Consider the following 14,523-nt stretch of genomic DNA (forward strand, 5'->3'; position numbering starts at 1 on the left):
CGGGGATCTCATGGTACAGCAAGCCATAGAACTACGGAATGTGTGCAAGAAGCGGAGGGGCAAGACGGTAGGGCCGCTTAATGTTAATCTGCCGCAGGGATACATTACTGCGCTGGTGGGCCAGAACGGCTCCGGCAAAAGCACGCTGCTGCACATGCTGCTGCAGCTGACTTTTCCAGAGGAAGGCGAGATCCGCTGGTTTGAGGAAGCCTACCGTGACGGGCTGCCGCTGCAGCTCCGCCAGACTATCGCTTATGTACCGGAGATCTCGCAGAATGAAGAGAATCTCTGGACAGCCAGCGAGGCTGCCGGATTCCGCCGACACTGGTATCCTGCCTGGGACCAAGGCTATTACGAGGAGCTGCTCCTGAAGCTGGAGGTGCCGGAGAATGCCAGGCTGGGCAAGATGTCCAAGGGTGAACGCCGCAAATTCGAGATTGCCGCGGCCCTGGCTGCGAAGCCCCGGCTGCTGCTGCTGGATGAGCCGTCTTCCGGCCTTGACCCTTTTGCCTGGAAGATTATGATTGAGACTCTCCAGCGGTATATGGATGAGCATGAGGCTACCATCGTGATCTCGACCCACATTGTGGAAGAGGTACGGCGGCTGGCGGATTACATTGTCCTGATGCATCAGGGGCAGCTGCTGGGAATGGCCGAGAAGGACAGCTTGTTCGGCTCCTGGAGTGAAATATGGGTTCAGGCAGAAGGCGGACAGGCGCTGGAGGAACTGGCAGCAGAGCTGCCGCAGGCGCTGGAGCTTAAGCTGGAGACGCCGGGAGTGGCTTCATTTTTGACCCAGCAAATCTATCAATATGAGAAACGCATTCATGATTTGGGCGTAAAGGTTATCAAGAGCCGCAGCCTGGAGCTTGATGAAATCCTAAGCTTATGGAGCCGGGGACATCGTCCGGTTCTGATTGACCAGAAGAGAGGGGAATAAGGAATGGAAGCTTTGCATTTGGAACAGGTAGTGAAGCAGTACGGTGATAAGACAGCAGTCAACGGAATCAGTCTGAAGGTAGAACAAGGCGAAATTTACGGTCTGCTGGGTGCAAACGGCGCCGGCAAAACGACGACTATGCGCATGGTGCTGGGTCTGATCTATCCAGATGAAGGCCGGATTCTTTATAACGGCAAGCCGTATAGTACGGAGCTTCAGCATCTGATGGGTTATCTTCCAGAGGAGCGGGGGCTCTACCCGAAGGTCAAAGTAAGCGATCAGATTATCTATCTGGCCCGGCTTCGCGGCATGCCGGCAAGTGAGGCGGATAAGAGCCTGCGTTACTGGCTGGACCGGTTCGACGTTCCGGAATACTACAATAAGAAGATTGAAGAATTGTCCAAGGGCAATCAGCAGAAGATGGGCTTCGTTGCTGCCGTTGTCCATAAGCCGAAGATTCTGATTCTGGATGAAGCCTTCAGCGGCCTCGATCCGGTGAATGTGGAGCTGCTGAAGGATACAGTCAGAGAGATGCGGGATCAGGGCACGAGTATCCTTTTCTCCACCCACCGGATGGAGCATGTGGAGGAGTTATGCCGCAATATTACGATTCTCGACCGCTCGAACACCGTAGTTCAGGGGGATATCCGTGAGATCAAGAAGGGGTATCCGCGGGAAGCAGTCGTACTGCGTACAGCCGGGGAAGTGAACGGGCTTGCGGAGATTGCCGGAGTTACTGCAGTAGAGCGCCAGGAACGCGGATATCTGCTGTCCATCAGCGAGATTGGCGCAGCGCAGCGCATTCTGCAGCTGGCCATGGCCCAGGGCGAGGTAGAGCATTTCGAGATTAAGGAACCGACGCTAAACCAAATCTTTATCAGAGCGGTGGGTGAAACTAATGAATAAGATGGGGAGCATTATCAACTTCACATTCAAGAACAAGGTAAGAACCAAGTCCTTCATGATTACAACATTAATTCTGGTGCTCCTGCTGAGTATCGGGATGAATGTTCCTTATCTGATCAAGGTGTTTAAGGGAGAAGACGGTGCTAAGGAAGCTACGCAAATCGGAGTGGTTGCCGAGCAGGGCTTCCGGCCTGCCGAACTGCTTCTGGCGTACACACCACCGGCTGATACGGATGCTCAAGTCGAATTCACAGCTTATACCTCCGCAGATGATGCTGCGCTGAAGCAAGGGCTGGAGGACGAGAAGATTGAGGGTTATCTCACCTTTGCTCCAGAGGGCAGTGAGGGGGTACCGCCGGTAACGTATCACAGCAAAGACGGGGATATCAGCGACAAAGTGCAGAGTTATCTTCAAACTGCTTTGCAGCAGGTGAATACCGGACTTATTGTCGGCGATAAGCTGACGGAGAGCCAGGTAGCAGCGATATTCGCTCCAGTTTCAATTGGTACAGAGCAGCTGAATGCAGATGCAGCAGCCTCGGGTTCAGAAGAAGGGGATGCCAAGCCGGTCATTAACTATGTTGTCGTCTACGTCCTGCTGATGCTATTCTTCATGTCGGTGATGATGACCGGCAACATGATCGCCGCTGAGATTACCTCGGAGAAAAGCTCGCGTATCATGGAGATTCTGATCACCAGCGCATCACCATTAACACAGATGTTCGGCAAGGTCATCGGGATCTTCCTCGTCGGCCTGCTGCAGATCGCCATTATATCTGCCAGCATTGCTGTCAACCTGATGCTGCCGCACAATTCCGGCATCCTATCTGATTTCAACCTGGATCTGGGACAGCTGAATGCCAGCATTCTGGTGTATGGATTTATCCTGTATATCCTGGGTTACTTCCTGTACGCTCTGATGTATGCAGCTGTCGGTTCGATTGTCAGCCGGACAGAGGATCTGGGACAGGCAGTTATGCCTGTGATGATGGTGGGCTTCGTCAGCTTCTACCTGCCGCTGTTCAGCATCTCGAACCCGGATACCCTGCTGGTTAAGGTAGCGAGCTTCGTTCCATTCACCTCTTCACTCAGCTTGCTGCTGCGGATCGGCGTTGGCCATGTGGCCTTCTGGGAGATCATGGTCTCGCTGGCAATCCTGCTGGCAACAACCTTCGTCTTCGGCTGGCTCGCCGCCAAGATCTACCGCACCGGCGTCCTGATGTACGGCAAGCGTCCTAGCATCAAGGAGATTAGAAAAGCGATGAAGGCTTATAAGATCTAAGGAGTGGGAGTTAATGTGTGAGCCATTATAGTCCGGGCTGTTTATCATAATAAACCGGGCAGATTCGCCGCACATGTTTGAGACAAATCGAACCCTTGATTTAAAGAAAACGTAGATAAATCAAGGGTTTTCCATTTTAGTGTAATCTTATGTAAAAACCGATTGTTGCGAGGGAAAACATCAGGCGATACAAAGAAGGCGAGCATTTATAAATCGGACATATCGTTACTTTTCATGTTTTTTAGAGCTAAAGGTGAAGAGTTGAATTTACTAGGGAGTGGGTAGAGTGGATAAAAAACAACAACAGAATGTAGCGATGCTGTTCTTGGCTTCTTCCTCATCGATTGGCGTCAGTCAAATTATCCAGTCAAACGGAAGTAATCTAATGGATTTCTCGCAAGGGATGTTAACGGGAATTGGAATTGCGGGGATGATGCTGGCCATCGTAACCGCTGGAAGATATAATAAGCGTAGTCAATAGTACGGACTTTTAACAGGTGGAAAAAAGCTCATCCGATGTTGGCTGGGCTTTTTTAGTGTGTATATGTTCAGGCATCATGTGTTCAATGGGAACGTAACTGGTTTAAGACTTTCTCCGGAATCACTTTCTCCTCGACTATAATCCAGTCTTTCGTATAGGCTCCCTTAGCAAGCACCCTGACATAGCTTTCCGCTTTCTGTTCTTTGCTTGAAGAGAAAGTGATCTTTTTCTTCTCTCCTTCACTTGTGTAACCTGTCAGATTGTATCTGTAGCGAATCCATTCATTTTTACCTTCCTTTCCGGCTGGTTTATTGATTTCTGCGTATACATATTGTTCCTTATACAATGGGTTGAACTGATCCAACTCCCGTTTGAATGTAAAATACAGGACCGAGCACACAACCAGTGCGATCGAAATGAAAATCACAGTTTTTTTCATGCTTAATTACCTCCAGCAGTAGTTGTTATAACATAGCGTTTTTAACGACTTTTTTGTAATACCCAAGTGTGAAGAAAGCGAACATGAAGTAAATGGCGGCATAAGCTCCCATCGCAATCATCGCAGGGATCGTATCGTCGGCAAGAGTTATGAAGTAACTCGCCCTGACTGCATAGATTGAATGTAATATTCCAATGAACAGCGGAAGCAGGAACACCAGCATCTGCTTCCTCAAGATGCCTTTCATGATCATCTTTTCATCAAAACCAAGCTGACGCAATGTTCTAAAACTTTGTTTCTCCTGTTCGGCTTCACTCATCTGTTTGAAGTACAGAATGCTGCCGGTAGAAGCAAGAAAAGCAAGTCCCAGAAAGGCGGCTATAAAAATTAATAATCCAGATTGTTGAAGCAGACTTGTGTAACGGGAATAAAAGTCGGCCGAATAAAAGTCATCCGTTTTATATTTCTGGTAGAGAGAGGAAGCCAGCGCAAGCTCCTTATTATCCGGGACTTGGAATGTATCTATCTGAACCCGCTCAAAACTGTCTGTACCGGACATTCTCCGCTCAACTTCTTCCAAGGTTTCTTCAGACACTAGCATTTGTCTGCCTGATATTCCGGCATTCACGATGTTTTCCAAGAATATTTCATTCAAGGGATAACTCTTGGTCTGTTTGTCTGAGCGCAGTTCAATCATGGTTGGATAACGTTTGGAGAGATCAATGTCATCATATAAGCTCAGCGCAGAAGCGTTATATTCTACTGCCTCGCCATAATCAGGTACAGAGATATCTCTGCCTGATTGTTGCAGCTGTTCAGCCGGAAGCCATAATAACATGCCTTCTCTATACCCGGATTCAGTCAACGGATCCAGGATAATACCGTTAGACCGGAATGTATCGATGGTTTGGTGTTTGTGATGAACACCGCCGCTCTCGAGCTCGGCTGTAAATGCAGCTGCATCCCGCTGGTTATTCTCAATTGCAAAATCATAAGGATATTCATTGCGGGTGACTTGTTCTACAGAGTAATATAAAGAATACGCGATGGTAACAAGTGTAAGGGTTAAAGCTGAGAGCACAGTAATTAAAGTGAGCGAATTGGCATTGGCTTTCATACGGTGCATCAGCGGAGCAAGCGAAAGGCTGTTGTAAAAGCCCAGGTGTCCTTTTTTACGCTTGCGGAACCAGTAAAGACACCATCTGATCGTCACCCGGAATAAGATATAGGTTCCTGTTATTGTAGATGCCATTACCAACAGCGCATTAACAGCTAGTTGCTCATCTATCATACGTCCCGATAATTCATAGCCATAGCCGATCATTATAACACCAAATATAGCTAATATAGCCGTAAGAATAGAGGGCCGCTTGCTGACAAGATCAGGCTGCTTATCTGCCTGGAATAAGCCGAGCAGGGTTCTGCGGCTGATCATAAATATCATCTGAATGGAAGTAATAAAGATGATAAGAATAAACACTAATGCCGTTTCTAAGGCTGCCGGCACAGAAAAATCTATTGAAGGCAGGCCGTCCAAGTTAAGCAGTTTCATTAAAATCAGGACAAACAGACGGGACACCAGCGCTCCGGAGATGATCCCTGCTAGTAAAGCACCTAAACCCAGCAAGATATTCTCAATGATTAAATAACGGATAATCCAACCTTTGGAAAGGCCTATGAGCTGGTATAATCCAAATTCCCGGCTGCGTCTGCGTAAGAAAATGCTGTTAGAGGAAACTGCGAAAATTCCTATGATTACCACAAGCAGGACTGCAGCGGACTGAAAGGCTGTCGTGATATTAACACTTGAATCCAGCATGTTCTGTACCTGCTGATCATACTTGAGTGATGCAAAGACGAAGAACAGGCTCATACTGAAAATCAGGGCGAAAAAATACAGATAGTAATGCTTTACATTTTGCCGCATACTGCGGAGTGCCAGATCAAATACCGTCAATATTATCTCCCCCTAATACAGCCTGCACATCAATGATTTCCTTGAAGAACGACTGTCTGGATTTCTCCCCCCGGTACAATTCGGAATAAATTTTTCCGTCTTTCAGAAAGACCACGCGGTTACAATAGCTGGATGCGACCGGGTCGTGCGTGACCATGATAATCGTGACCTCTCTTGTCCGGTTAACCTCATCCATTACGGACAACAGCGATGATGCGGACTTAGAATCCAAGGCACCCGTCGGCTCGTCTGCAAAGATGATGGAAGGCTGATGGATCAAAGCCCGTCCGGCCGCAGTGCGCTGTTTTTGTCCTCCTGATATTTCGAAGGGGTATTTCTCCGACAATTCCCGAATGCCCAGTACATCTGCAATCGCTGTAAACTCTCTTTCAGCGTGTTTTTTACTTAGCTTGTTAAGCGATACCGGCAGAAGGATATTTTCCTTTACCGTCAACGTATCAAGCAGATTGTAATCCTGGAAGATGAAGCCAAGCTTGTTACGGCGGAATGCGGAAAGGGAGGCGTTGTTCATGGCGGATATATCTTCATTATCGATTAATATCGTACCGTCAGTGGTCCGGTCAATCGTCGCAAGTACGTTTAGCAGGGTGGTCTTACCGGAACCGGAGGGACCCATGATGCCGACGAATTCTTTATGAAGAACGCGTAAATCAATGCCTTTCAGAACATGTTGCGTACTGCCTCTTGAGCCATATGCTTTGTGAACATTCCGGGCGTGTAATACTGTATCTTGTTCATTCATTTCATTCATAGTGAACCTCCCAAATTCGATTATAGGTTAAGCTTACGCGTATATATCCCGGGTGTCGCACGTTTCTGGTGACGAGTTGAAGCGGTAGGTGACAAATTCGTCAGGTTAACACAAAAACAGCCAAGATGACCTTGGCTGTTCATAATGGGATATTGTCTGCTTGTCCTCTTCTAACGGTCTCGAATGCATTAGAATCTGTAAAAGTCATCCGCATTGTCGTACCTTGCGGCTGGATGGAATGGACTTGAAGCGTAATCCCAATTTTGGCTGCAACGGTGTGGGCAAGATAGAGGCCGAGACCTGTAGAAGCATTATGAATCCTTCCATTCCCGCCGGTAAATCCTTTGTCAAATATACGCGGAAGGTCATGAGGCTGAATACCCGGACCCTCGTCTATTAAATCCAGAAAGACATTCTCTTGTTCCGTAACATTTGTCCTGAACGTGAGTGACGTGCCTGTAGGACTGTATTTGATGGCATTGGTCAATAACTGCCTAATGATAAAACGGCACCATTTACGGTCTGTAACGACGGTGGCATCATTGCCTTCAATACTGACTGCCAGGTTTTTCTCCATACACCAGGCAGCCAGTTCCCGGACTTCTTCTGCCGCAAGACGTTGTACCGACACCTGTTCAAGAACATAGTCCGATTCCAGGGCAGGAAGGCGTGTCATATATAGCTGACGGTCTACAAGCAGGTGAATCCGCAGCCATTCTGTTTCCATTTTGCGGATATCCGGATCACTTTGGCGTGTGGCCATAATCAGTTTCATAGCGGTAAGAGGAGTCTTGATTTCATGAATCCAGGAGGCAATAAAATCATTCTCAACCAGTTGGGCTTCCTTCATCCCAGAAAGCTTCCGTTTGAAATGGGAAGAAGCCTCTCTTAATACATGGCCCGTGATCCTATCCAATTCATTGTCAGGTTCGGGAAGACTCTCAATCCAGTCAGCGGGCATGACTTCCTGCAGTTTGGCAACCGCTGCCAGATACCTGGTTTCTTTCCTGTACCGCCAAATGAAAAATACAACAAACAGAATAATATACAACGAATTTAAGTATATGAAAGAGGTGGGTCCAACACTTACTCCCTGATCGAGTAATATTAGCAGGTCAGTAACACCCAGCAAACTGATAAAAAGCAGGATCCAGCTTTTTCTGGCAATAACGTAACGGACTAACATATCAACTTTTCCTCCTATAAAGTCACTGCCATATAACCCATTCCTTTCTTTGTCACAATAGCGTCTGAAAGCCCAAGCGGTTCTAACTTCTGCCGCAAGCGGGTGATATTGGCTGTAAGTGTATTATCATTTACGAACTGCTCATCTTCCCATAGCTTACGAATCAGGTCATGACGTGAAATGACAGAGTTGTTGAACTTCACCAGCGCAATCAGTAAGAAAAATTCGTTTTTGGTCAAGTCTACTTCCTCGGCTGATTTTCGGATAACCCCCCGCTTTAAATCAATCAAGGCACCGTTCCATTCGAGTGTATCTGCCTGGGTTTCACCATAAGCGTACGTCCGTCGAAGAATCGCTTGAATTTTGGCATACAGCACATCCGTATGAAAAGGTTTCTGGACAAAATCATCCGCACCCATATTAAGCGCCATAACCATATCTAACGGGTGATCGCGGGAAGATAAGAAAATGATGGGGATTTCGGATACAGAGCGAATTTCCCGGCACCAATGAAAACCGTCAAATTTAGGCAGCGTGATATCCATGATTACAAGATGAGGCTGCTGATCAAGAAACGAACGCATAACCTCATCAAAATCATCCGGTTTCGTAACCCGGAACGCCCAAGCTTCCAGTCCGGTTTGCAGCGCTTCGAATAATGCCGTATCATCTTCAACTATAAATATATTAAATTCCATAGAATGAACTTTTCTCCCTTTTGTAATGTATTTAGTTCATAGTACTCTAAATGAATAAAATGGAGTTTGTGCTGCATTTAGGGTTGATATGGAGGCTTCATCTAGGTTTAATTCAACAACGGTGAACTTTGACCATTGGCTTTTCGTATATAATTTTTTTTAACAGGAATTTCGAAGCTCCAGTTTCCGGCGAGTGTAAGCTGCTGAGCAGTGTCATCCGAGAGAATTAACTCTTTTACGCTGACTTTCAACATGAACTTGTCTGGAGGTGTGGTTCCGTTAAAAGAATAATTGATGGTGCCGTTTTTGGCCAACGTTACACCTGGATCTGTGGCGATGCCGGGCACTGCCTGTATCGTTGAAGGGTCCAATTTAAAAGTCGGCTTGACTGATTGTTTCGCCCATTGTGACTGCGATATCTCGTTAAAATTTTTGATTGAGTATTGGAGAATTAGGTTCTGGCTGTCGTACATATAACGATGAATGAGAAGTGTATAGCCTTGGTCTGATTTACCGCCTATAGAAGTCATCATGTCATTTTCGCTTGCTGTCATCAGCGCTGGATCGCTATTTGCATCCAGCTTTACCATGAGCGGGGAGGTAAATGAATTCTTAACGCTGAATAGTACCACTGCACAAATGAGCAGCACGATCATCGATACTGCAGGTACCCTGGATTGGAATAAGCCCCGTTTCCGGGGGGATATTCTTTGTTTCGGCGTCAGGCCCCGCTTGGGAATCACGGTCGGTACCCGTTTAATTTCATTATGAACTTCTTCCGGAACAGCCGCTTGCGCCTGATGGATGCCGGAATCCGGGAGCCGTGTCTCAAATATAGTTGCCTTCTTGCTACTGTGTACAGTGATACTCCCTCCGTGTACATCGATAATGCTTTTTGCGATGGCCAGTCCGAGACCTGTGCCTCCGGTCTGCTTCGACCTGGAGCGCTCCACCCGGTAAAAGCGGTCAAAAATAAAAGGCAAATCCCGTTCCGGAATGGGGTCTCCATAGTTTTGGATCCGCACGACCAGTACATCTCCATCCTTAGCAATATCGATATCTATATATCTGCCCGCCTTCCCGTATTGTATGGCATTGGAGATAATATTCTCGTACGCCCGTACCAGCAGCCCTCCGTCTGCTTGGATCTTGAATTCTCCTTCATGCATGTTCAACCTGATTTCCATGCCTACGTTCTCCGTAACCGGTACGAATTCCTCTTCCAGCTGACGGATCAGCCCGGCGATATCGAGCTCGCTCAGTTCCAGAGGCATGCCGTTGTTAATACGCGTATATTCGAACAGCTCGTCGATCAGGCGCCGAAGCGACAAGGATTTCTCATACGCGATGTTGATGTAATAGCGCATCTCCAATTCATCCTGATACCGATCCTCCTCAATCACTTCGAGAAAACCGAGAATCGAGGTCAGTGGAGTGCGCAGGTCATGCGATACACCGGTAATTAAGTCATTTTTGGTCTTTTCCGCTTTGCGCTCCTCCGCTATCGAATGCTTCAACTGCGTACTCATTTGGTTGATGCTATGCGCGACTTCGCCCAGTTGGTTACCGGCAATTTCCGGAATCTGATGGTCGAACTGCCCATTGGAAATCTCCTTCAAACCGCGCGTAATTTCCGCCAGATATTGATCCCATTCGCTGCTGAGTTGATTCATACTCTCCGCTGCAACGCTTAACTCATCCTTGCCCTTGACCGTTATTACACGCCCGAACCGACCTGCCGATAACTCCTGCAGCCCTGCGTTGATTTCGCGCAAATCCTGAACCAAACGTAAGCTGGCCAGGAAGAAAGTGACGGGAAAGAGAATGATACCAGTGATGATCATCACGCGAACGGATCCGGCATGCTCAATGCTCCAATTGATCGGAGCAGCCACGTATTCGATTTTTTGCAGTTCCCCGGCCATGAAAAAACCAAAAGAAATAACTGCGCCTGTTAGGGCCAGGCTTCCAATCATGATCAGCATTAATCTCCAACGAATTGTATACAGCCACTGTAGTTGTATCCTACTCACCCCTTGCTTTTAGAACGCCTTCGATTTTGTATCCAACCCCCCACACGGTTTTGATTATCCGCGGTTCGCGCGGATTAGCTTCTATCTTCTCACGAAGCTTTCGGATATGAACCATAACACTATTCTTCGACTCCATAAAAGGCTCGTTCCAGACCTCCTCGTAGATGCGGTCCATGCTCAGCACCGTCCCTCGATTGACTGCCAGCATGTGAAGGAGCGCGAATTCACGGGGAGTCAGCTTGATCTCCTGCTGATCGACCGTTACCGTATGGGATGCTTCATTAATAACGACGTTTTCGATACGTATTTCGTTTGCGTTAGCCGCAGTGGAGTTAAATTGGTTCATCCTCCGAAGCTGTGACTTGATGCGTGCAATCAGCTCAAGCGGGTTGAACGGTTTGGTTACGTAGTCGTCGGCGCCGATACTGAGGCCTGATATTTTATCGATATCTTGACTTTTAGCCGAGAGCATGATGATGGGAATAGGATTCGTTTCCCGTATTTTCATACAAGCCTGCAACCCGTCCATCTCGGGCATCATTAGATCCAGTACAATCAAATCGACTTGCTCCGACTGCAGAATCTCCAGTGCCTCCAGTCCATTCGACGCCTGCAGGAGCTTGTATCCTTCGTTATTGAAATAAATATTCATCAATTGGATAATTTCCGCTTCGTCATCCACCATCAAAATCGTGCTTTCCGCCATAGATCCTCCCTTAGTTCTCTTATTTTTCTTAGATAGAGAGTAGAACAATAATTATAAGCGATATTTCTAATGCAATGAATAACGCTAGCCATATTTAAGGAAATGATAAGGATTTCGGTAGCTGGCTGATAAGCTTTCTCTTCTATACTTGGGTCAATACAAGTGAATAACCGTTTGAAATAACAAATGAGTGGAGGTTTTATTTTTGATACACAATTTATTGCAGAAGGTCATGCTGGCTAGTCTCAGTGTGATGCTATTCGGTACTTCAGCAGCCTCTGCAAATTCGGACAGCCAGTCAAATACCAAAGATACCTTAAAAGTATTGTACTGGAACGCAGACGATTTCAATAGGACGTATGGGAATCTGTTCAGTAAGAAGTACCCGGATACAGACATCCAAGTAGTTACACCTACAGGTTCGAGTGCGATTACGGATTACAACGGAGCTATCCAAAAGTATTCACCAGATCTTGTATTGCTGCCCCCATACCAGTACAAAGAAATGTCTAAAGATAAAAAGCTGACAGATTTAGAACCGTTAATTAAACGGGATCAGTATAACATGACAACAGTATACCCAGGCTTGCTTGCCGAATTAAAGGAACAAGGCGGCGGTAAACTTTACGGGTTAAGCCCAAAAACGGAGTCGTATGCTCTTTTGTATAATGCTGATTTATTTAAAAAGCACAAGGTTAAAGCACCAAGTGAAGGAATGACGTGGGAAGAAATATTGAAGCTTGCTAAGAAATTCCCTACTAAAGGGGATAAGAATACCCGAATTTGGGGCCTAAGCGCCTCCGGATCCAGCAATTTGGTAATGGATATTGCAAAAACGGAAGGATTAATATATATCGATCCAAATACTCTTAAGGCTACTGCGAATACAGCTGCGTGGAAAAATGCCTATCGTATAGCGAGCGAGGCCACGAAGTCGGGGGTGCTTGACGAAAGGATCACTCTGCCGGGTAAAAGTTATTTGGAGAGCAGCCCGTTCATTATGGGACGATCCGCTATGATAGTAGCCTCTATCAGTCAGCTGCAGTCCTTGCAAAAAGCAAAAAATAATGTAAAGAATTATAAACCGTTTACGCTTGGTATTGCTGCCGGCCCTTCGGATTCTAAGGACCGGAAGTCAACAGGAGACGTTCGTATTACTGAGATATTCGCGATTCCGGCAGGTGCATCGAATGTGGATGCCGCTTGGGATTACATCAAATATTTCAATGGGGATGACTACGCTAACGAATACTATAAACCCAATACCACTGGTAATAATATAGGTGCTCCTCTGTCCCGCATGGTTAAGGAGTACTCTGGTTACAAGCTGGATGCGTACTATAAATTAAAACCAAATTTGGATTCAGCTAGTACAAGTTATGCTCTCATGAACAAGTCAGCAAATTTTGAATTAAATTTCCGGTCAGTTCTATTTAAAGAACTGGCACAGGTAGTAAACGGGAAGAAAACATTGGACAAAGCAACTGCTGCTATTCAATCAAGCACTCAAGCTGATGCTGATAAACTGGCAAAGGCTCAAAAGACAAAGAGATAGAGATAAAGAATCATGGAGATATGAAAAATATTTTTATAAGCCTTTTGGGTGTCAAAGAATGCACGGTATCTGAGGGGGGCTCCTGCGGAAAGCAAGTGCCCCTCTATGTTGTTTGGACTGTAATGTTGTTCTTAGAAGAACGAAGCGGGGGTGGAATCTTGAAGTATAAGGTTGCTATGTATATGAAAAAAGTATTTATATTTATTAGTGTAGCGGCACTTGTTCTTGGTTCCACTGCTTGTAATTTGCCGAAGGAACAGACACCAGACTCGGACAATCTGGCGGAGTTGGAAAAGGGTGTTCTGAAGACAACAGCTTTTGAAAAGGAAGTAGATTATTTAAGACAAAAGGGTCTTGAGCTTCCTGATTTGCCACCTGATAGCTGGAAGGTGAAGCGGCATCGGATCAGCGACTGACTAGGCTGATGGCAGCTGAAATGTTAGTATCGGCTTATGAAGCTATATTTGGAGAAATACAAGCGGTTCCAGCCTCCAAGCCAAAGGATACGGAAGATATCAATGCATGGAAATCGAGCGGATTTTTCTTCTGGTCGGAGTCTGGGAACTTTGAGCCTGGAAAAACCGGCAACTGGGATGATTGGTCTTTTATGCCGGCGATTGTTTATGACGCTACTCTTCGGTCAGATATGAAGCTGCAAGAGTCTAAGGCACCGTATGGTTCGGTTGTAGCTGCACTGGCCGCCCTGATGTGGTTGCCGAGAATGTAATGCTGCAGTATGGCTTGGAGTTCACTGATGCTTTTGATACTACAGTTGATTTGGATAAGATGTTAGATCATTTGGATAAAGGGAATATCTTATATGTCATGTTTAGGGAACTGGACATTCCAGAGGGACACTCGTCTATGATCAAGGGCTACTGGAAGTTAGGAAACCATGTCCAGTTCATCGTCTCTGACCCGAATTACAACATGATGGGGCCTTTTGGCTATCTGGAATATTTAAAGGATGCCGAGACCGTGTTGCTTGATATGGAAAGGCATCTACCGAGGTATTATATAATACCTCCGGGAGAATAGGAGGAAATGAATGATGAAGAAAATTATATTCGCATGCGTCATCTGTGCTTTCTTCCTTGTGGGATGTAGCAGCAATAATGAGGCGAACCCAGATAAAATAAGTCCCGATGAGAATCTGCAACATACGTTGGAGCAATACATGCGGGCCATCGCTAATAAAGATGCTGAAACTTTGGTCGAGTTATACGGCGGCAGCTACCAGGGGCTCATGAATTTATCTCCTGAAACAGATCCTGACGATGAGCAAGAATTATTCAATCAGTATCTGGAGCTGATTCCTGACATCTCCCTTAAAGAGATTGTTGATCAGACCGAGGTAAGCAAGGATGAATGTAAATTCGTGATTACGTTAAAGCATGAAGACGGAACCTTGTTCCAGACACAGGAGTTCGACACAATCACTGATAAGTTCACCTACACAGTTAAAAGAGTTGACGGTAGATTAAAGGTAATGGAAGTCCCTCCATATCAACCCTAAGGTTGATATGGAGGCTTTAAGGAAATGATAAGGATTTCGGTAGCTGGCTGAT

Annotated in this window: 16 protein-coding genes; 9 read left to right on the top strand and 7 right to left on the bottom strand. The window is 46.3% G+C overall.

Features of this window, described 5'->3' with window-relative positions; translation table 11 throughout:
• Positions 1–10 precede the first annotated feature (10 nt).
• The 4 genes from P40081_RS02955 to P40081_RS02970 all read left to right on the top strand — a co-directional run bounded on the left by P40081_RS02955 (position 11) and on the right by P40081_RS02970 (position 3,609).
• Complete coding sequence (locus P40081_RS02955; RefSeq protein ID WP_042140701.1) at positions 11–940, top strand: ATP-binding cassette domain-containing protein; 930 nt, start codon at positions 11–13, stop codon at positions 938–940.
• A 3-nt stretch (positions 941–943) separates the two neighbouring features.
• The gene (locus P40081_RS02960) at positions 944–1,846 is read left to right on the top strand and encodes an ABC transporter ATP-binding protein (protein ID WP_042133234.1); all 903 of its coding nucleotides are present in this window, start codon (positions 944–946) and stop codon (positions 1,844–1,846) included.
• On the top strand, positions 1,839–3,128 hold the full coding sequence (locus tag P40081_RS02965; RefSeq protein WP_042133235.1) for an ABC transporter permease: 1,290 nt from the start codon (positions 1,839–1,841) through the stop codon (positions 3,126–3,128). The genes P40081_RS02960 and P40081_RS02965 overlap by 8 nt, the downstream gene beginning before the upstream one ends.
• Positions 3,129–3,414: 286 nt before the next feature.
• Entirely contained in the window at positions 3,415–3,609 is a 195-nt protein-coding gene (locus P40081_RS02970) for a hypothetical protein (protein WP_042133237.1), read from the top strand.
• Between the two features lie 82 nt (positions 3,610–3,691).
• Here the strand turns inward: P40081_RS02970 and P40081_RS02975 are convergent, their stop codons facing one another.
• From P40081_RS02975 to P40081_RS03005, 7 genes are all read right to left on the bottom strand, one after another.
• Complete coding sequence (locus P40081_RS02975; protein WP_042133238.1) at positions 3,692–4,048, bottom strand: YxeA family protein; 357 nt, start codon at positions 4,046–4,048, stop codon at positions 3,692–3,694.
• Between the two features lie 25 nt (positions 4,049–4,073).
• Positions 4,074–6,005 carry an FtsX-like permease family protein gene (locus P40081_RS02980; RefSeq protein ID WP_042133241.1) on the bottom strand — a complete coding sequence of 644 codons (1,932 nt, stop codon included), beginning with the start codon at positions 6,003–6,005 and terminating at the stop codon, positions 4,074–4,076.
• Positions 5,992–6,777, bottom strand: coding sequence for an ABC transporter ATP-binding protein (locus P40081_RS02985; RefSeq protein WP_042133242.1), 786 nt, complete (start codon positions 6,775–6,777; stop codon positions 5,992–5,994). The genes P40081_RS02980 and P40081_RS02985 overlap by 14 nt, the downstream gene beginning before the upstream one ends.
• A 139-nt stretch (positions 6,778–6,916) precedes the next feature.
• Complete coding sequence (locus P40081_RS02990) at positions 6,917–7,627, bottom strand: sensor histidine kinase (protein ID WP_231575272.1); 711 nt, start codon at positions 7,625–7,627, stop codon at positions 6,917–6,919.
• A gap of 350 nt (positions 7,628–7,977) precedes the next feature.
• Positions 7,978–8,661 (bottom strand): response regulator transcription factor, encoded by a 684-nt coding sequence (locus tag P40081_RS02995; RefSeq protein WP_042133247.1) that lies wholly within the window; start codon positions 8,659–8,661, stop codon positions 7,978–7,980.
• 107 nt (positions 8,662–8,768) lie between these two features.
• Positions 8,769–10,646 (bottom strand): ATP-binding protein, encoded by a 1,878-nt coding sequence (locus tag P40081_RS39885; RefSeq protein WP_063779775.1) that lies wholly within the window; start codon positions 10,644–10,646, stop codon positions 8,769–8,771.
• Between the two features lie 40 nt (positions 10,647–10,686).
• Positions 10,687–11,400, bottom strand: a complete 714-nt coding sequence (locus tag P40081_RS03005; protein ID WP_042133249.1) for a response regulator transcription factor — start codon at positions 11,398–11,400, stop codon at positions 10,687–10,689.
• A 205-nt stretch (positions 11,401–11,605) separates the two neighbouring features.
• On the opposite strand from P40081_RS03005, the gene P40081_RS03010 reads away from it, so the two are divergent.
• Genes P40081_RS03010 through P40081_RS03030 form a run of 5 tightly spaced genes read left to right on the top strand, consistent with a single transcriptional unit; the run spans position 11,606 to position 14,471 of the window.
• The gene (locus P40081_RS03010; RefSeq protein ID WP_042133251.1) at positions 11,606–12,955 is read left to right on the top strand and encodes an ABC transporter substrate-binding protein; all 1,350 of its coding nucleotides are present in this window, start codon (positions 11,606–11,608) and stop codon (positions 12,953–12,955) included.
• A gap of 20 nt (positions 12,956–12,975) precedes the next feature.
• Positions 12,976–13,371: a hypothetical protein gene (locus P40081_RS03015; RefSeq protein WP_042133253.1), complete on the top strand. Its 396-nt coding sequence runs from the start codon at positions 12,976–12,978 to the stop codon at positions 13,369–13,371.
• Between the two features lie 8 nt (positions 13,372–13,379).
• Entirely contained in the window at positions 13,380–13,682 is a 303-nt protein-coding gene (locus tag P40081_RS03020) for a hypothetical protein (protein ID WP_042133255.1), read from the top strand.
• The gene (locus tag P40081_RS03025; protein WP_042133257.1) at positions 13,682–13,993 is read left to right on the top strand and encodes a C39 family peptidase; all 312 of its coding nucleotides are present in this window, start codon (positions 13,682–13,684) and stop codon (positions 13,991–13,993) included. The genes P40081_RS03020 and P40081_RS03025 overlap by 1 nt, the downstream gene beginning before the upstream one ends.
• A 10-nt stretch (positions 13,994–14,003) precedes the next feature.
• Positions 14,004–14,471 (top strand): hypothetical protein, encoded by a 468-nt coding sequence (locus P40081_RS03030; protein ID WP_042133259.1) that lies wholly within the window; start codon positions 14,004–14,006, stop codon positions 14,469–14,471.
• Positions 14,472–14,523 lie beyond the last annotated feature (52 nt).

It is taken from the genome of Paenibacillus sp. FSL P4-0081 (assembly GCF_000758565.1).
Lineage (GTDB): Bacteria > Bacillota > Bacilli > Paenibacillales > Paenibacillaceae > Paenibacillus_AQ > Paenibacillus_AQ phytohabitans.